Genomic DNA, 17,455 nt, shown 5'->3' with positions numbered 1-17,455 from the left:
GCGCGCTCATCCCAACGGCAGGTTGTCCAATGCACGCGACATCCGATCGTGCAGGTCGCGCACGCGTTCGGCCTTGGCGTCCACACGACGCTCGTCACCGAAGCTGCGCACATAGGCGCATGCAGCGAAGCCGGTGCTTTTCCTTTCGTATTCGACGATCCACGCCAGACGGTCGGGGTTGCTGGCCTGCTCGGCCGACCAGGCGGCCACCGGCGGACGGATGCGGGCGATGATGCCAAGCCGCCACGGTTTCGGTGTCAGCCGTGCACGGAAGCAATGCTGCAGCGTGCACATGCCTGCATACAACGTGTCGGTGCCCAATGCCTTGAAGAAGGCATGCACCTGCGCATCCTGTGGTTCGAACGTGGCATGCATCGCCAGCACGCGCAGCCCGGCAGGGGTGCGGTAGGCACGCAGGTGCCAGTCGGAATGGTGTTCGACGAACGCCTGCACACGCTGCAGCGCGATGCCTTCGGCGCCGCCGGACCGGGCCAGTCGTCGCTTGCGCCGCCCCGACAGGATCTGGTTGACCACCACCATCGCGATGCCGCCGGCCGCCAGGCCGATGTTGAAGTTGCCCAGGGCCCCGCCGATCAGTGCACCGGCTGCCAGCAGCCCCAGTGCGCCGAGCAGCGGCAATGCGCAGCCTGATGGAGTGGGCACGTGGTCGATGTCGGCAAACAGGACGTCGGGGGTGTTCAGGCACAGCGCGCCATAGCTGTTGCGGGTGACAATGACATCATCCCTGCGCTGCACGATCTGCTCGCGGATCGGAATGCCCTCGACACCGTAGTTGGTCCGTCGCTCGCGACGCGGCACGGCCTGGCCGCTGAGGATGTCATCAAGCGCTTCGCGCGCACGCGCATCGGCGTGGGCCTGTGCGGCATCCTGGTCTTCGTCGGACCAGCCAAACCGGCGAACCACCACTGGCCGGCCCCTGTACCTGTCCTGCAGACGGGCTTCGGCCCAGTACGCTGGAACGATCATCATCCTGTATTCCCCTTGCTTCCATGGCAGCCGCTCGCCGCGAGTCTGGCACAGCAGGCGAGGGCGTTGCACGATACGGCAGCGCATGCGCTGGCACGGTGATAGATTGCGCGCTTCGCGTGCACTCCACCAAGGACGGAGCCATGTTCGTGTCGTTGCGTTGCCTGCTTGCCCTGGCCCTCGGCGGGGTGGTCGGCACTGTCCAGGCGGCGGCGCCGGGACCGGAAATCCTGACCACCGATGCCACCCGTTTCTACGCGCTTTACGAGGCGGCCGGCGGCAAGCCGAGCGTGGCCCAGCTGGAGCAGTACCTGGCACAGGGCACGCCGAGCCTGGCCCAGTTCGCGAAGCTGCGCCGGGTGACCGCCGAGCGCATGGCCGACGCGATGGCGCGCGAGCCTGCGGTGTATGCCAACGGACGGGCATGCCTGGCGGAGTTGCCTGCGGTGCGGCAACGACTGGTGCAGGTGTTCGCGAGCCTGCAGGCGATCTATCCGCAGGCGAAGTTCCCGCCGGTAGCGATCGTGGTGGGACGCGGCAAACCGGTGGGCATGACGTACCCGGACGGGGTGGTGATCGGCCTGGAAGCGCTGTGTGCGGCAGATTTCATGAACGCCAACGCGCAGGACCGCTTCGTGCACGTGATCGCCCATGAGTACGTGCATATCCAGCAGACCGGAGTAAGCGAGTACGAAGCAGGTGACCCGCGGGCGACGGTACTGCGCGAGTCGTTGGGCGAGGGTGTCGCCGAGTTCATCGCCGAGCTGATTTCCGGCGACGTCGGCAATGGTCGGCATGCAGGCTGGACGCGGGGCAAGGAAGTGCATATCGAAAGTGCGTTCGCGCTGGATATGGACAGCACCGATCTGAAGCCCTGGTTGTACAACCACACGCCGGGTTCGCAGGAGCCCTACGACCTGGGCTACTGGGTGGGCTATCGCATCGCCAAGGCGTATTACCTGCAGGCCGGCAACAAGCGCGATGCTGTGCGCGCGCTGATCCAGCAGGACAACCCGAAGGCGATCCTGGAGGCCAGTGGCTGGACGCCGGGGATGTGGATGCCGGCCAAGGTGACCGGTGTGGCGGCAAGGGCGGCTGCATCGGCAAAGTGACCCTTCGCAGGTGGCGCTAGACTGGCCAGGTCGACAGCGGAGGATGCTCGTGCGCAGGATGACTTCAACGGCTTGGCTACCGGCTGGTCTGCTCATGGCAGCGCTGACCATGCCAGTGATGGTGCAGGCGGCCAGCAATCCGCTGCTGACCAGGCCGGTCGAACAGCTGCAACCGGACGAGGTGCGTTTCATGCAGCAGCGCCTGTCCGACTGGCCGCAACTGCAGAAGTACCGCGCGGCCAATGCCGCGTTGCCAGCGCCACTGGCCGGCCAGCCACGCGTGGTGTTTTTTGGCGATTCGATCACCGAAGGCTGGGGCGCGGAAGGTAGCAGTACCTTCTTCCCCGGCAAGGGATACATCAATCGTGGCATCAGCGGGCAGACCACCGCGCAGATGCTGGTGCGCTTTTCGCAGGATGTGCTGGCGCTGCGCCCGAATGTGGTGGTGATACTGGCCGGCACCAATGACATCGCCGGCAACACCGGTCCGGCCACGCAGGCGATGATCGAGGACAACCTGCAGGCCATGCTGGATCTGGCGAAGGCGCATGGCATCGCGGTGGTGCTGGCGTCGGTGTTGCCGGTCAGCGAGTACCCGTGGATGCCGGGCATCACGCCTGCTCCCAAGGTGCGTGCATTGAATGCTGCGCTGAAGCGCCATGCCGATGCACGGGGTCTGGTCTATCTGGACTATTACGCAGCGATGGCCAATGGTGCCGGTGGATTGGATGCGCAGTTGGCAACCGATGGCGTGCACCCGACGGCGAAGGGCTATGCGCTGATGGCACCGCTGGCCGAGGCGGCGATCAAGCGCGCGCAGGCGAACGTGCCTAAGCGCTGAGACGGTAGTGCCGGCCGCTGGCCGGCAACCTCAATCTGCATGGCGAACGGATTGCCGGCCAGCGGCCGGCACTACCCTATCGCCAGTTCCGCCAGCAGCCACCCACAGAACCGCATCACCAGCGGATCGCGGGCGCTGTCCTCGTGCAGCAACCAGCTCCAGCGCGGTCCGCGTACGTAGACCTCATCCAGTGGCTGCAGCAGGCCCTGCGCGCGCGCCGGTGCGGCCAGCAGTTCGCTGACCAGTGCGATGCCCAGGCCCTGGCACGCGGCATCCAGCAGTTGTCCTGGCTCGGAGAAATTCAGGCCTTCGCGCTGCTGGCCCACATCCGCGCCGCCCTGTACCTGCCACTGGCTCCAGTCCATTTCGCGCTCGCCGTGCAGGGTGCTGCGCTCGGCAACAGGTAGCGCCAGCACGCTGGGGTGGCAGGCCGGATAAAGCCGGTCCTGCAGCAGCACGCGATGCTCGCAATGGGCCTGTGCCTGCAGATCATCGCGAATGCTGATGTCCAGCGTCTGTGCGGTCATGTCCGGAGCTTCTTCGCTGGTCAACAGCCACAGGTCGACCTGCGGGTGCTGGCGGCGGAAGTCGCCCAGTCGCGGTACCAGCCAGTGGCGCGCGAAGGCGGGGCTGGTGTTGACGATCAGTTGATTCGGCTTGCGATACTGATCGAGCCGACGGATGCCACTGGCCAGTTGCCGCAGCAGCGACTGCGTGGTTTCCAGCAGGTCGATGCCGGCATCGGTGAGGGTCACACTGCGGCCCTGGCGGAAGAACAACGGTTGTTCCAGAGAGTCCTCCAGCCCGCGGATCTGCTGGCTGATGGCAGACTGGCTCAGGTGCAGTTCTTCGGCCGCACGATGAAAGCTGCCGAGCCGGGCGGCGGCCTCGAAGCCGCGCAGGGCGTTCAACGGGGGCCAATGCTTGAGCATGATTGATAAGCCTGGCTGATCGTATTCCCGCTGAATCTATCGTTTGTTCTCGTCCATCCGCAAGGGCAACATGGATCTGTCGCGCATCAGCCGGTGCGCCTGAATCGATCAGCCGGACTTCACGGTCCGCCTCTGGAGCCTGTCATGTCTACCCGACGCCATTTCATCACCCAACTCGCCGCAACCGCTGGCTTGGGCGGCCTGGCCGCGCTGGGTCTGACCGGACTGCCCGCCCGCGCCCGTGCCGCTGCACCGGCCGGGTGGCAGATGCCCGATGAGCACGGTCCGCAGGAGCGGGTCTTCCTGGCCTTCGCTGCACAGCCGCGGGTATGGGGCGCGCAGGCCGATGCAGTGAACAGTGCTGTCGCCCGGCTGGCGCGCACCATCGCCCGCCATCAGCCGGTCAGCGTGCTGTGCCGTCCTGCGCAGCGCCGGCAGGCGCAGGAGCGCTGCGGCAACGACAACATCGAGTTCCTCGACGTGGCGCTGGACGATATCTGGGTGCGCGACTACGGCGGCTGTTTCGTCACCGATGACAAGGGTGGGCTCGGCCTGGTCGATTTCAACTTCAATGGCTGGGGCGGCAAGCAGAGTGCACGCAACGATGGCGCAGTAGCACCGTGGCTGGCGCAGATGTCCGGCGCGACGCTGCTGGAAAGCGATCTGGTGGGCGAGGGCGGTGGCATCGAAGTCGATGGCCACGGCACCGCGATCCTGACCGAAAGCTGCTGGGTGAACCGCAACCGCAATCCGGGCTGGTCACGCGCGGATATCGAAGCGGAGTTGAAGCACCACCTGGGCCTGCGCAAGGTGATCTGGTTGCCCGGCATCGCTGGCGAAGACATCACCGATGCGCACGTGGATTTCTACGCACGCTTCGTGCGCCCGGGCGTGGTGATCGCCAACCTGGACAACGACCCGGAGTCGTACGATTACGATCTGACCCGCGAGCATCTGGACATCCTGCGCGGCGCCACCGATGCCGACGGCCGCAGGCTGCAGGTGCACACGCTGCCGCCGCCGCTGGGCGGACGCGACAATGTGCACACCCGCGACAATGACGATCTGGCCCGGGGCTACATCAATTACCTGCCGATCAACGGTGCGGTGATCGCGCCGCAGTTTGGTGACGCGAAGGCGGATGGTTACTGCCGTGAACTGCTGGAAGACCTGTATCCCGGCCGCACCATCGAGCAGGTGGATATCGATGCGATCGCCGGCGGTGGCGGCGGCATCCATTGCGTGACCAAGAACATGCCGCGGGTCGGATGACGCGGCTCAGGCATCTTCCAGCTTCAATGCAGCATCGGCAGCCAGCAGTGCCTCGGCTGCCGCACTCAAGGCCGGCGAAGGCGGAGCAACCACGCCGATCGATTCCATCATCTGCGGCATGCCGACGAACTGTCGCGCGCGGCGATCGTAGATGCCGGTGATCAGCAGCGCACGCGTGGCGGTTTTCTGTTCCGGGCCGATCAGTACGCGCTGCTCCATGATGCCGCGTGTGCCGACCCAGCCGACCAGCCGCGTTTCCAGGGTGAAACGCTGGAACGGCTTCAGCTCGCGGCGGAACTGGATGGTGCCGGCGCCAACGATCGGCGCCCACTTCTCACGCAGCGCCACCTTGCCCAGCCCCATGCGCAGGATCAGGTCCAGCCGGCCCAGGTCGAAGATGTTCCAGTAGCGGCCGTTGGTCATGTGCAGGTTGCTGTCCAGGTCGTTGGGCAGCACCCGGAACGAAAGGCGCGAGACCCCGAATGGCGCGTCCAGCTTGGGCCGGAACAGGCTGCACAGCAGCAGGTGGAGCAGGCGGAACCAGAGATTCATGGTTATTACGACTGTTATAGAACGGTCGATACGCTAGTCTATGACGACTGTCTTAGCAAGGAGCCTGCCGTGAGCCCGCGATCGTCCGATGCCCCCCAGCGCGTGATCGATGCTGCAGCGCAGATGCTCGCGCGGGTGGGCCTCAATGCCACCAGCATCCGCGAAGTGACCAAGCTGGCCGAAGCGCCGCTGGGGTCCACCTATCACCACTTCCCGGGCGGCAAGCAGGAGCTGCTGGCGCGGGCCACCACCATGGCCGGCGACAAGGTGGAGGCGCTGCTGATCGAGCTGTTGAAGGGCGGTGCAGTGCAGGGGTTGCAGCAGTTCCTGGCACTGTGGCGCGAGCGCCTGCTGCGCACCGGTTTTCGTGCCGGCTGCCCTGTGCTGGCGGCGGCTGTCGAGGAGCCGGTGGAGGCTACGCCGAGCCAGCCGCGTGCGGCGGCCGCCGAAGTGTTCCTGCGCTGGCAGGGGCACCTGGCGGCCACCTTCATCGCCGACGGCCACGAACCTGCCGCGGCGAACGGGCTGGCCAGCCTGGTGATCGCCAGCGTGGAAGGGGCGGTTGCGATGAGCCGCGCGCTGCAGGACATCGCCCCGTTCGACCAGGTGGCGGCGCAGTTGTTGAAGGCGGCTGCACCACCCGCTTGAATCACCCGCGCCGGGAGACGCATCGCGAGGCCTGGCTGGTTGCCACGATGGGCCGGTTGCAATGTCGCCGCCTCCATCGTCGTCCTGCATTGCAGCATCCGGCACGCATGTGAGTTGGCAGGCAGCGGCCGCGATTCGTGGTTACAATCCGCCAACCATCACCCGCGTGCCAGGCAAGGATGTCCGCATGCTGCACCATCTTTCTTTCGGGGTTCGCGATCTGCACGCTGCAGGCCGCTTCTATGATGCAGTGCTCGCAGCGCTTGGCTATCGCCGCGTCTTCGAAGACGACACCGCGATCGGCTATGGCCTGGTCGATGATGAAGACCTGCTCTGCCTGAAGCTGCGCGACGATGCGGCGGCGCCGGGACCCGGCTTCCATCTGGCGTTGGCGGCAACCACGCGCGCGGCTGTTGATGCCTTCCATCGTGCTGCGTTGGCAACCGGAGGCCAGGACAACGGACCTGCTGGCCTGCGCCCGGATTACGGCGACCGTTACTACGCCGCGTTCGTGATCGATCCTGACGGCCATCGCATCGAGGCGGTGACCAAGGCGGCAATATGAGCAACCGACGCCCGCCTGTTTCCATGCCGAGCAGCCGCAGCACTGAAGCGATGCACGCACGCCGGCAGCTGCAGCATCGTGGCTGGCCACGGCTGCAGATGGCCCTGATCGTCGTGCTGACCGGCGCCGCAGGATTCCTCGCCTCGCACGTGCTGCGCCTGGCGGGCATGGACGCGATGCTGCTGCGCTATCCACTGGCCGTGCTGATGGCCTACGGCGTATTCCTGCTGTTGATGTGGATCTGGATCCGGTGGCGCTGGGATGCGGTGGCCGACGGATTGGGTTCCGGGCCCGGAGGCGGTGGCAGCCCGGGATCGCCGTGGAGCGGCAGCGGCGGACATTCCGGCGGTGGTGGCGCGTCCGCCTCGTGGGGTGAATCCGCAGCGTCCTCCAGCACGAGTGCCGACAGCACGTCGTTGCTGGACGTAGCCGACGGCGAGGCAGGCCTGCCGCTGCTGGCCGTTCTCGGCATCATCGCGCTGGTGGCTACGGTGCTCCTGGCCAGTGTCTGGGTGGTGTGGTCGGCGCCGGTGCTGATGGCCGAGCTGCTGGTGGATGCGGCCATCGCCGGCGGTCTGTACAAGCGCATGCAGGGCATGCAGGCGCAGGGCTGGTGGCGGCTGTGCCTGTCCCATACGATCTGGCCGCTGCTGGGACTGCTGGTGTTCTTCGCCGCGCTGGGCTGGCTTGCGCAGGAGCTGGCACCGGATGCGGTCAGTCTGATGCAGGTGTTCAAGGCGTTTTAGCAGGATCTGCCACCACGTTGAATTTCAATCACACCCAAGGAGAAGCGCATGGATGTCGCTGCACGCAGTAACAGGAAGTTCGTTCGTTGGTTGATGGTGGCGATGCTCGCCCTGTTGATGCCGTTCGCGGTGCTGGCCCAGTCCGCGCCCGCAGCGGCCCCGCCCACAACGGAGGCGGCCGCAGAAGAAGTCCAATGCCGCGCCTGCACCTATGAACGCATCGGGCACAAGGTGGACATCGGCCTGGTGGCCTTGGTGTCGTTGCTGGTGGTTGCCCTGCTGGTCGCCATTTCCCGCGAGTGGGGCACGACCTCGCAGCGCTGGACCTGCCGCACGATGGCGCTGCTGCTGGTGGGACTGGGGGTGGCTCTGCTGTGGTGGGCAGGCAGCATCATCTACCTCGGCTACAACCCCTGGCAGGAGGAGGCCGCTCCGCTGGATGCAGCGTTGACGTCGACGCTGCTCAGTACGTCGCCGAAGTGGCTGGCGGGGCTGTTGATGATGGGCTTCGCGCCCACGGTCTGGCGGCGCAGTGAGCGCCTGCCGTCCTGGCGCATTGCGTGATCCCAGGGGGCGCCGGGCCATGTCCGGCGCTCCCGTTACGAATCAATCGAAGCGCCAGCGCACGCCTGCATACACGCCGCGGCCTTCGCCGGGCGTGGAGCGCGCCACGTCCTTGCCGGCATCGTTGTAACCGGGGGTGACGGTGGCGGCGTAATGGCGGTCACCGATGTTGCGCATCTCCGCCCACAGCTGCCAGCGGCCGCCCGGTGCGTCGTAACCGATGCGGCTGCCGAAGATGACGTGGCTGCCGGCCCAGTAGCTGTTGGCGTAGTCCACTGCGATGCGCGAGGCGTATTCGGTGTTCAGTGCGGCATACAGACCCGAGGCGTGGTCGAAGCGCAGTTCGGCCTGGTACGCATGGCGCGGCAGACCCGGCAGGCGGTTGCTGCCGAAACGTGTGTCATGCCGATAGCGGAAATCGCTGAAGGTATAGGCCTGGCGCAGCGACAAACGGCCCGGTGCCGCCTGCCACAAGGTGCTGTCCAGTCCGGCCTCGAGGCCGCGGTGCACGGTGGGGCTGGCGTTGTTCTCGGCAATGAACAGGTTCGGCACCGGCTGCAGTTCCACGCTCAGCAGTTCATGGCTCACGTGCGCGTAGTAGCCGGTCAGTTCCCAGCGGCCCACCGCGGCGTCGCCGCGTGCACCCAGTTCCAGCGTGGTGGCGGTCTGGTTCTGCATCGCCACCGGCGCGCGCTGGCGGCCGCTGGACGGACCATTGCCCGCGCCGAAGTACTGGTTCGAGCCCCAGATCATCGACCATGGATGTGGCGCTTCCACCGAGCGGCTGAGGTTGCCGAACCACTGCGTCTGCGGTGTCTGCTGCCAGGTGAAGCCCAGCCGCGGTGCGTAATCCCAGTCGTGGTCGCGCAGGCGGCCACCAGTGCTCGGCCAGGTGACCTGCACATCGCGGCGAGTGTTGATCAGCGCAAAACCGGTCTGCACGCGCAGGCGCTCATTCACCGCCAGGTTGTTGCCGATATGCAGCGTGCTGTCGGTGCCATGGTGGCGGAAGTCGCGCGTGCGGGTGCCGGCGGCATAACCGTTGTTGGCAAAGCGCAGCGACTCGCGCACATCGGCATCCAGGTCATGGGTAACGCGCAGGCCGATGATGGTCTCGCTGTCCAGGCCAAACAGCGAATGGCGGCGGCGGTAGTCCAGCGTGGCGTTGAGGTTGGCGTAGTCCAGCTGCTGGCGGTACAGGCTTTCGTTCAAGTCCATCGGATACTTGTGATAGACCAGCCCGGCCTGCAGCGACGAATCCTCATCGATCTGCAGCGTGGTGACATTGCCCACCCAGGTGCTGCCCGGTTGCGGACGGCGCGCATCGATGGCGAGGTTGGCCGGGTTCGCCGCGCGCGGATCGTTGCGGATCTGTTCGCGGGTCAGGCGCCCGGGTGTTTCGTGATTGGTTTCGCGGTAGCGCACGAAGAAGCGGGTCTGCAGATCGGGGGTGATCTGCCAGCCGATGTTGGCCATCGCGCCCTTGCCATCGCCGGACGCATGCCGTTGGTAGCCGTCGAATTCGGTATCGGTATAAGCCAGGAAGTAGTCGACGTCACCGCTGACGCCGCCCCAGCTGAGGCCGCGTTTCTGGTAGCCACGGCTGCCGGCTTCGTAGTGCAGCTGCACGCCAGCCGAATCGCGGCCACTGCGGCTGATGTAGTCGATGGCACCGCCCAGCGCCAGGGCACCGCGTTCGAAGCCGTTGGCGCCGCGCAGGACTTCCACACGCGACAGCCACAACGGTTCCAGCAGTTCGTAGGGCGTGCCGCCCGGGCCGGTCAGCGGCAGGCCGTCGATCGATACCGCGATGCCGGAAGCATGCGCGCCCGGGCCGCGGTTGATGCCCGAACCGCGGATGGACACCTTGGTACCTTCGTTGCCCGGTGATTGCGCACTGATGCCCGGCTGGTAGGCCAGCACATCGGCGCTGCTGGCCAGGCGGCTGTCCGCCTTGGCCACGTCGATCACGTTGCTGGCGCCTGGTACGCGCTTCAGTGCCTCGCGCGCCTGCGCACTGGCATCGGCGGCGGTGACCTGCACCGCATCCAGTGTGGTGGCCTGTGGCGCGGCCTGGGCGGTAGTGGCGAGGCCGAGGGTTACGGCCAGGAACAACAGCGACGGGGTGGGGCGGTACGGCGAGAGCGGCATGCGGAAATGCTGTAAACCACGAAAGTGGCGTGCAAGTTAACAGGTCGATGGCCCCACGTCACCCTCCACCCGCGTATGGCCGCCCGCAGTGTCGCTGTAGAGCCGAGCCCACGCTCGGCTATCGCGCGCAGCGCGGGCTTTCTCCAATCGCAACGAAAAGCAGCCGAGCATGGGCTCGGCTCTACAGGGTTTACGGCGAAGGCTTCGCCAGCGCCTTCGACTGCGCATACAGCCGATCAGCGGTTTCTTTCTCCCCCAGCGCGGCATGGCACTCGGCCAGGCTGTCCCACGCGTTGGCCGACCCCGGATACAGCTCGGTGTTGAGCGTGAACACCTTCAATGCCTTGCGTGCCCCGAGGCGCTCGCGGATAGCGTAACCATCGGCATTGATCGCACGCTCCAGTTCGCCCGTGGGAACCCCATTGCTGTCGCGCAGCCAGCTACGCATCGCCTGTGTCGCATCGGTGCTTTCATCCAGCGCGTAGCCGATCAGCCGCTCGGAAAGCACTGCATGCGGAAACTCCTGCGGCGCGGCCACCGCCATCGTGCTTTCCACCAGCGTGCTCGACCACACATTGCGGGCGCTGCCGTTGGTCAGGTACACGAACACCCAGTAGCCGCCGGCCAGCGTGCCCTTGTAGGCCAGCCGCGCACGTACGCGCGTGCCGCCGTCGTGGCCGAGCTGGGTGTAGCCGTCGCTGCGGGTGGTATCCCAGCCGGTGGAGAAGAAATTGCTGCCGCCACCGCTCAGTTTCTGCGGCTGCCAGAGTTTCTCCAGTGTTGCCGTACGCACCAGCCTGCCGGTCGCCAGCGCCTGCAGGAAGCGGTTCATGTCACCCACGGTGGTCTGCAGGTCGGCATGGCCCCAGCCGTAGTTCGGCCACGGATCTTCGTTGGCCGGCTGCAGTTGGCCGTCCTTGCCGATGTAAGGCACGGCCGCGCGCTGCGCCGGCACGCTGGCCGTGCCCCACGAGGTACTGCGCATCTTCAGCGGTTGCAGGATGCGTTCGCGCGCGATGGCCGGATAGGGCTTGCGGTAATGCGCTTCCAGCAACGCTGTGAGCACAAGGTAGTTGGCCTGCGTGTACTGCACGCGGCTGCCGGGTACGAACTGCATCGGCGCCGCAGCGGCGACCTTCAGTGCGGCGGCTAGGTCGGGCGCTATGCCGGTGTAGCCCTTGCTTATCCAGCGGTTGTCGACCCGGTCGTAGTACTCGGCGATGCCCGAGCTGTGATTGAGAAAGTCGCGCACATGGATCTTCTGCCATGCGGGCGGCAGGTCCAGCACATAGCGACTGGCCGGAGCATCCAGATCCACATTGCCCTGGTCCACCAACTGCATCACCAGCGTGCTGGTGAGCAGTTTCGCTACCGACTGCGCGGCGAATATGGAATCGATGGTGGCGGGCGCGTGGGTAGCCGGGTCGCGTTCGCCGCTGGCGCCCTGGTAGAGCACCTGGCCGTTGTGGGCGACCAGCACGGCTTGGCCGGCGATGCCGTAGCGCTCGCGGTTGACCTGCAGTTGGGCGTCCAGACGAGCCAAAAGATCATCGGGAACATCACGTGCCGAAGCGGGCAAGGTGACTGCCAGGGCGCAGAAGAGTGCAGCGGCAAGCACGCGGTACATCGCGGTGTTCCGTCAGCGGCGATGGCGCATCTTGGTCACGGCGGGAGAGCGGGTCAAGAGCACCGATTCCCGCATCAGGGAGAGCCGGCCAGCGGCCGGCACTACCACACGTTTCCGGTAGCGCCGGGCCGTGCCCGGCGACGCTCGATCAGCCGAGGATTCCTGGCAGATCCAGCCCCTTCTCCTTCGCACACTCAATCGCGATCTCATAGCCCGCATCCGCATGGCGCATCACGCCGGTCGCCGGGTCGTTCCACAGCACGCGTGCAATCCGCTTGGCCGCCGCTTCAGTGCCGTCGCAGACGATCACCATGCCGGCGTGCTGCGAGAAACCCATGCCGACGCCGCCGCCGTGGTGCAGCGACACCCAGGTCGCACCGCTGGCGGTGTTGAGCAGGGCGTTCAGCAGCGGCCAGTCGGACACTGCATCGGAACCGTCGGCCATCGCTTCGGTTTCGCGGTTCGGCGAGGCCACGCTGCCGCTGTCCAGATGGTCGCGACCGATCACCACCGGTGCTTTCAGTTCACCGTTGGCGACCATCTCGTTGAAGGCCAGTCCCAGGCGATCGCGATCACCCAGCCCGACCCAGCAGATACGCGCCGGCAGACCCTGGAACTTGATCTTCTCAGCGGCCATGTCCAGCCAGCGGTGCAGGTGCGGGTTGTCCGGAATCAGCTCCTTCACCTTGGCATCGGTCTTGGCGATGTCTTCAGGGTCGCCGCTCAGCGCCGCCCAACGGAACGGGCCGATGCCACGGCAGAACAGCGGGCGGATGTAGGCCGGCACGAAACCCGGGAAATCGAACGCGTCCTCGACACCTTCTTCCAGCGCCATCTGCCGCAGGTTGTTGCCGTAGTCCACGGTCGGCACGCCCAGTGAGTGGAAGCCGAGCATGGCGCGGATGTGGTTGGCCATCGACGCACGCGCGGCCTTCTCCACTTCCTTCGGCGCGGTTACGCGCTTGGCATCCCATTCTTCCACCGTCCAGTCCTGCGGCAGATAGCCGTTGACCGGGTCGTGGGCGGAGGTCTGGTCGGTCAACAGGTCCGGCTTCACGCCGCGGATCAGCAGTTCGTCCAGCACGTCGGCGACATTGCCGAGCAGGCCGACCGACAGCGGCTTCTTGGCGGTGCACGATTCTTCGATCAGGCGCAGGGCCTCATCCAGGTTGTCGGTCCAGGTATCCAGGTAGCCGGTACGCAGGCGCATTTCGATGCTGCTCTTGCGGCATTCCACCGCCAGGCACGAGGCGCCGGCCATCACGGCGGCCAGCGGCTGCGCGCCGCCCATGCCACCCAGCCCGCCGGTGAACAGCCACTTGCCGGCCAGGCTGCCGTTGTAGTGCTGGCGGCCCATTTCCACGAAGGTTTCGTAGGTGCCCTGCACGATGCCCTGCGCGCCGATGTAGATCCAGCTGCCGGCGGTCATCTGGCCATACATCGCCAGGCCCTTCTTATCCAGCTCGTTGAAGTGATCCCAGTTGGCCCAGCGCGGCACCAGGTTGGAATTGGCGATGAGCACGCGCGGTGCATCAGCATGGGTGCGGAACACGCCCACCGGCTTGCCAGACTGCACCAGCAGGGTCTGGTCATCGTCCAGGCGCTTGAGGGTTTCGACGATGGCGTCGAAGCTTTCCCAGTCGCGTGCGGCGCGGCCGATGCCGCCGTACACCACCAGTTCCTGCGGCCGCTCGGCCACGTCCGGGTGCAGGTTGTTCATCAGCATGCGCAGCGGCGCTTCGGTCAGCCAGCTCTTTGCGCTGAGCGTGGTGCCGGTCGGGGCGGCGATGGTGCGGGACGGGTCGTTGCGGGTCATGCGGCGCTCCGGTTCGTAGCGAATTCAAGGCAGGCGTTGAGCACCTGCGCCAGGGTGTGGCGCAACGGTGCGGCGTGGTCGGGGTCGAGCGGGGTGGGCCAGCTGTGCTCGTCCACCTGGTCGGGCAGAGGCTCGTGCATGTAGCCGCGGCAGGCCAGTTCCATCTGCAGGCTGTGCACGCCTCCGGCAATGCTGCTGTAGTGGCGGGTGATCCAGCCGCCCTTGAAGCGGCCATTGCGAACCTGGCTCATGCCGCTGAGCGCCAGCAGGTTTTCGACCACATCGCTCAGCGCGTTGTCGCAGGAGGTGTCCGGTGCACCGGACGGCCCGGCAGTGCCGAGGTTGAACTGCGGCAGCTCGCCATCGAACAGGTGCGGGATGTGCGAGCGGATCGAATGCGCGTCGTACACCACCACGGTGCCGTGGCGTGCACGCAGGCGTGCGATCTGCTTGGCGAGTGCGTCGTGGTACGGCGCGAAATAGGTGTCGCGACGGCGGGCAATCTCGGCATCGTCCGGCTCGCGACCCGCGTGGTACAGCGGCTGGTTGTCGAAGGTGGTCAGCGGGCACAAGCCCGTGGTGTTCTGGCCCGGGTACAGCGACACGCCGCTGGGATCGCGGTTGAGATCGATCACCGAGCGCGAGATGGCCGAGCGCACGGTGGTCGCGCCCATACCGCGTGCGAAGTCGTACAGCTCATGCACCCACCAGTCGGCATCGCGACGCGCCAACCACGGTGAGTGGAAGTCGCCGATCAGATCATGCGGCAGTTCGCTGCCGGTGTGCGGGAAGCTGACGATCAGCGGGGCATCGCCCTCGTGCACGGTCAGCCATTCGGGATGGGCATTCATGCCTGCGGTTCCACCGTGGGCAGCAGCTCTACCAGGCCCTTGGCCAGTGCACCGCTGCGAACCAGATCGGTCGCGATCACCATGTCCGGGTGGAAGTAGCGATCTTCTTCCAGCGTCGGCACCTGCGCGCGCAGCGTGGCGCGCACGGCTTCCAGCGCGGCGCTAGAGCGCAGCGGCGCATGGAAGTCACAGCCCTGCGCGGCGGCCAGCAGCTCGATGCCGATCACGTTGGCCGCGTTCTCGGCCATCTGCATCAGGCGGCGTGCGCCGTGCGCGGCCATCGACACATGGTCTTCCTGGTTGGCCGACGTCGGGATCGAATCGACGCTGGCCGGGTAGGCGCGTTGCTTGTTCTCCGAGACCAGCGCAGCGGCGGTGACCTGCGGAATCATGAAGCCGGAATTCAAACCGGGGCGCGGGGTCAGGAAGGCCGGCAGGCCGGACAGCGCCGGGTCCACCAGCATCGCCAGGCGGCGTTCGCTGATCGAGCCGATCTCGCACACCGCCATCGCCAGCATGTCAGCGGCAAAGGCCACCGGCTCGGCGTGGAAGTTGCCGCCGGACAGCGCCTCACCGGTATCGGTGAACACCAGCGGGTTGTCGGACACGCCGTTGGCTTCGATTTCCAGCGTGGTCGCAGCCTGGCGCAGGATGTCCAGCGCCGCACCCATCACCTGCGGCTGGCAGCGCAGGCAGTACGGATCCTGCACGCGCACGTCGTTGTCGCGGTGCGATTCGCGGATACCCGAGTCCTGCATCAGTGTGCGCAGGGTGGCGGCGGTGGCGATCTGCCCGCGCTGTCCGCGAAGGGCATGGATGCGTGGATCGAACGGCGTGTCCGAGCCCTTGGCCGCTTCCACCGACAGCGCGCCGGTGACCAGCGCGGCCTGGAACACGGTTTCGATTTCAAACAGGCCGGCCAGTGCGTACGCGGTAGAGAACTGGGTGCCGTTGAGCAGGGCCAGGCCTTCCTTCGCGCCCAGTTCCACCGGCTGCAGGCCAGCACGCGCCAGTGCATCCACGGCGGGCAGGCGCTCATCGCCAACGAAGGCCTCGCCGACGCCGATCATGACGCTGGCCAGGTGCGAGAGCGGCGCCAGGTCGCCCGAAGCACCGACCGAGCCCTGCGCCGGCACCACCGGCAGCACGCCCTTCACCAGCATTGCTTCCAGCAGCAGCAGCGTTTCCTCGCGCACGCCGGAAGCACCCTGGGCCAGGCTGACCAGCTTCAACGCCATCATCAGCCGCACCACATTCGCCGGCATCGGCTCACCCACGCCCGCGGCATGCGAAAGCACGATGTTCCGCTGCAGGGTGGCCAGGTCCTCGCGTTCGATGCGCACGCTGGCCAGCTTGCCGAAACCGGTGTTGATGCCATAGACCGGTGCGCCCTTGGCGACGATGGCAGCCACCGTCGCAGCGCTGGCGCGCACCGCCGGCAACGCGGCCGGGTCGAGCGACAGCGGCGCACCGCGATACGCCTGCCGCCACTGGGCGAGGGTGACATGGCCGGGGCGAAGAACCAGGGTGTTGCTCATGTGTTGCTCCAGGAGGCAGGCAGGTCGGGCTGTCCGCGCACCACGCGCGCGTGCAGCGGGTTGAATCCAATGCGATAGACCAGGTCGGCGGGCGCGTCGATGTCCCAGATCGCCAGGTCGCAGTCCATGCCGACGGCCAGGCGGCCGATGCGCTCGCCATGGCCCAGCGCGCGCGCCGCTTCACGGGTGAAGCCGGCGATGCATTCGTCCACGGTCAGGCGGAACAGGGTGGCGCCCATGTTCATCGCCAGCAGCGGGCTGGTCAGCGGCGAGGTTCCCGGGTTGCTGTCGGTGGCCAGCGCCAGCGGTACGCCGGCCGCGCGCAGCGCAGCGATCGGCGGCAGGGTGGTGTCGCGGGTGAAATAGAACGCGCCGGGCAGCAGCACGGCGACGGTACCGGCGGTGGCCATCGCGGCAATGCCGGCGTCGTCCAGGTGTTCGATATGGTCGGCTGACAGCGCACCGAAACCGGCCGCCAGTTCGGCGCCATGCTGGTTGCTCAGCTGTTCGGCGTGGATCTTGATGGCCAGCCCATGCGCGCGCGCGGCTTCGAAGACCTGGCGTGCCTGTGCCGGCGAGAACGCGATGTTCTCGCAGAAGATGTCCACGGCTTCGGCCAGGCCTTCGGCAGCGATGGCGGGGATCATCACCTCGCACACCTCGTCGGTGTATTCCTGCGCCTCGCGGCCCGGCGGCACCGCGTGCGCACCGAGGAAGGTCGGCACCACGTTCACCCGGCACTCCTCGCCCAGCGCGCGTGCTACCTGCAGCTGCTTGCGCTCGTGCTGCAGGGTCAAGCCGTAGCCGGACTTGATCTCGATGGTGGTCACGCCTTCGGCACGCATCGCCAACAGGCGCGGGCGGCTCTCGTGTGCCAACTGCTCTGGCGAGGCGGCGCGGGTGGCGCGTACGGTGGAGACAATGCCGCCGCCGGCACGGGCGATCTCGGCATAGCTCACACCCTGCAGGCGCTGCTCGAATTCGTTGGCACGGTTGCCGGCGTAGACCAGGTGGGTGTGGCAGTCGATCAGGCCCGGCGACATCCAGCGGCCTTCGCCGTCGATGCGGGTGGTCGGCTGCAGGTGGGCATCGCTGCCGGCGGGGCCGACATGCACGATGCGGCCATCGGTGGCGGCCAGGACTGCATCGCGAAGGACACCCAACCCCTCGCCATCGAGGGTCATCAGGTGGACGTTGGACCAGAGGGTATCGACGTGCATGGCATCCACAACGCGGCTGTGCTTATATGTCTA

General features: G+C 66.7%; 16 protein-coding genes. 7 read left to right on the top strand and 9 right to left on the bottom strand.

The genetic code is table 11. The features are described from left to right. Nucleotides 1-6 precede the first annotated feature (6 nt). Nucleotides 7-990, bottom strand: coding sequence for a hypothetical protein (locus tag H3005_RS07350; RefSeq protein WP_191077841.1), 984 nt, complete (start codon nt 988-990; stop codon nt 7-9). A gap of 140 nt (nt 991-1,130) precedes the next feature. Between H3005_RS07350 and H3005_RS07345 the strand changes: the two genes are divergently transcribed. Next, nucleotides 1,131-2,099: a DUF2268 domain-containing putative Zn-dependent protease gene (locus H3005_RS07345; RefSeq protein WP_191077840.1), complete on the top strand. Its 969-nt coding sequence runs from the start codon at nt 1,131-1,133 to the stop codon at nt 2,097-2,099. Between the two features lie 94 nt (nt 2,100-2,193). Continuing rightward, nucleotides 2,194-2,940, top strand: a complete 747-nt coding sequence (locus tag H3005_RS07340) for an SGNH/GDSL hydrolase family protein (protein WP_223880113.1) — start codon at nt 2,194-2,196, stop codon at nt 2,938-2,940. Between the two features lie 71 nt (nt 2,941-3,011). On the opposite strand, the gene H3005_RS07335 is transcribed toward H3005_RS07340, so the two are convergent. Beyond that, nucleotides 3,012-3,872, bottom strand: a complete 861-nt coding sequence (locus H3005_RS07335) for a LysR family transcriptional regulator (RefSeq protein ID WP_191077838.1) — start codon at nt 3,870-3,872, stop codon at nt 3,012-3,014. 144 nt (nt 3,873-4,016) lie between these two features. On the opposite strand from H3005_RS07335, the gene H3005_RS07330 reads away from it, so the two are divergent. Then, nucleotides 4,017-5,144 (top strand): agmatine deiminase family protein, encoded by a 1,128-nt coding sequence (locus H3005_RS07330; RefSeq protein ID WP_191077837.1) that lies wholly within the window; start codon nt 4,017-4,019, stop codon nt 5,142-5,144. Between the two features lie 6 nt (nt 5,145-5,150). Here the strand turns inward: H3005_RS07330 and H3005_RS07325 are convergent, their stop codons facing one another. After that, nucleotides 5,151-5,696, bottom strand: coding sequence for a thioesterase family protein (locus H3005_RS07325; protein WP_089236075.1), 546 nt, complete (start codon nt 5,694-5,696; stop codon nt 5,151-5,153). A gap of 69 nt (nt 5,697-5,765) precedes the next feature. On the opposite strand from H3005_RS07325, the gene H3005_RS07320 reads away from it, so the two are divergent. From H3005_RS07320 to H3005_RS07305, 4 genes are all read left to right on the top strand, one after another. Then, nucleotides 5,766-6,344, top strand: a complete 579-nt coding sequence (locus tag H3005_RS07320) for a TetR/AcrR family transcriptional regulator (protein ID WP_100552922.1) — start codon at nt 5,766-5,768, stop codon at nt 6,342-6,344. Between the two features lie 187 nt (nt 6,345-6,531). Beyond that, nucleotides 6,532-6,909 (top strand): VOC family protein, encoded by a 378-nt coding sequence (locus tag H3005_RS07315; RefSeq protein ID WP_100460482.1) that lies wholly within the window; start codon nt 6,532-6,534, stop codon nt 6,907-6,909. Beyond that, nucleotides 6,906-7,655 carry a hypothetical protein gene (locus H3005_RS07310; protein ID WP_100552921.1) on the top strand — a complete coding sequence of 250 codons (750 nt, stop codon included), beginning with the start codon at nt 6,906-6,908 and terminating at the stop codon, nt 7,653-7,655. Before H3005_RS07315 ends, H3005_RS07310 begins: the two co-directional genes overlap by 4 nt. A 48-nt stretch (nt 7,656-7,703) precedes the next feature. Then, nucleotides 7,704-8,219, top strand: a complete 516-nt coding sequence (locus H3005_RS07305; RefSeq protein WP_100552920.1) for a hypothetical protein — start codon at nt 7,704-7,706, stop codon at nt 8,217-8,219. A gap of 42 nt (nt 8,220-8,261) precedes the next feature. Here H3005_RS07305 and H3005_RS07300 read toward each other — a convergent pair whose 3' ends face one another. From H3005_RS07300 to hutI, 6 genes are all read right to left on the bottom strand, one after another. After that, nucleotides 8,262-10,370, bottom strand: a complete 2,109-nt coding sequence (locus H3005_RS07300; protein ID WP_191077836.1) for a TonB-dependent receptor — start codon at nt 10,368-10,370, stop codon at nt 8,262-8,264. A gap of 190 nt (nt 10,371-10,560) precedes the next feature. Continuing rightward, nucleotides 10,561-11,997 (bottom strand): serine hydrolase domain-containing protein, encoded by a 1,437-nt coding sequence (locus H3005_RS07295; protein WP_100552918.1) that lies wholly within the window; start codon nt 11,995-11,997, stop codon nt 10,561-10,563. Nucleotides 11,998-12,145: 148 nt separating this feature from the next. Continuing rightward, nucleotides 12,146-13,813, bottom strand: coding sequence for a urocanate hydratase (gene hutU / locus H3005_RS07290; RefSeq protein ID WP_100552917.1), 1,668 nt, complete (start codon nt 13,811-13,813; stop codon nt 12,146-12,148). Further along, nucleotides 13,810-14,664 carry an N-formylglutamate deformylase gene (gene hutG / locus H3005_RS07285; protein WP_100552916.1) on the bottom strand — a complete coding sequence of 285 codons (855 nt, stop codon included), beginning with the start codon at nt 14,662-14,664 and terminating at the stop codon, nt 13,810-13,812. The genes hutU and hutG overlap by 4 nt, the downstream gene beginning before the upstream one ends. Further along, nucleotides 14,661-16,202, bottom strand: coding sequence for a histidine ammonia-lyase (gene hutH / locus H3005_RS07280; RefSeq protein ID WP_191077835.1), 1,542 nt, complete (start codon nt 16,200-16,202; stop codon nt 14,661-14,663). The genes hutG and hutH overlap by 4 nt, the downstream gene beginning before the upstream one ends. Next, a complete protein-coding gene (gene hutI, locus H3005_RS07275; protein ID WP_100554150.1) occupies nt 16,199-17,422 on the bottom strand; it encodes an imidazolonepropionase in 1,224 nt (407 codons plus the stop codon). Before hutI ends, hutH begins: the two co-directional genes overlap by 4 nt. Between the last annotated feature and the right edge of the window lie 33 nt (nt 17,423-17,455).

The organism is Stenotrophomonas sp. Br8 (genome assembly GCF_014763005.1).
Classification (GTDB): Bacteria; Pseudomonadota; Gammaproteobacteria; order Xanthomonadales; family Xanthomonadaceae; genus Stenotrophomonas; species Stenotrophomonas lactitubi.
Note: the sequence above shows the minus strand (reverse complement) of the source record. Positions and strands in the feature narration are given on the sequence as shown.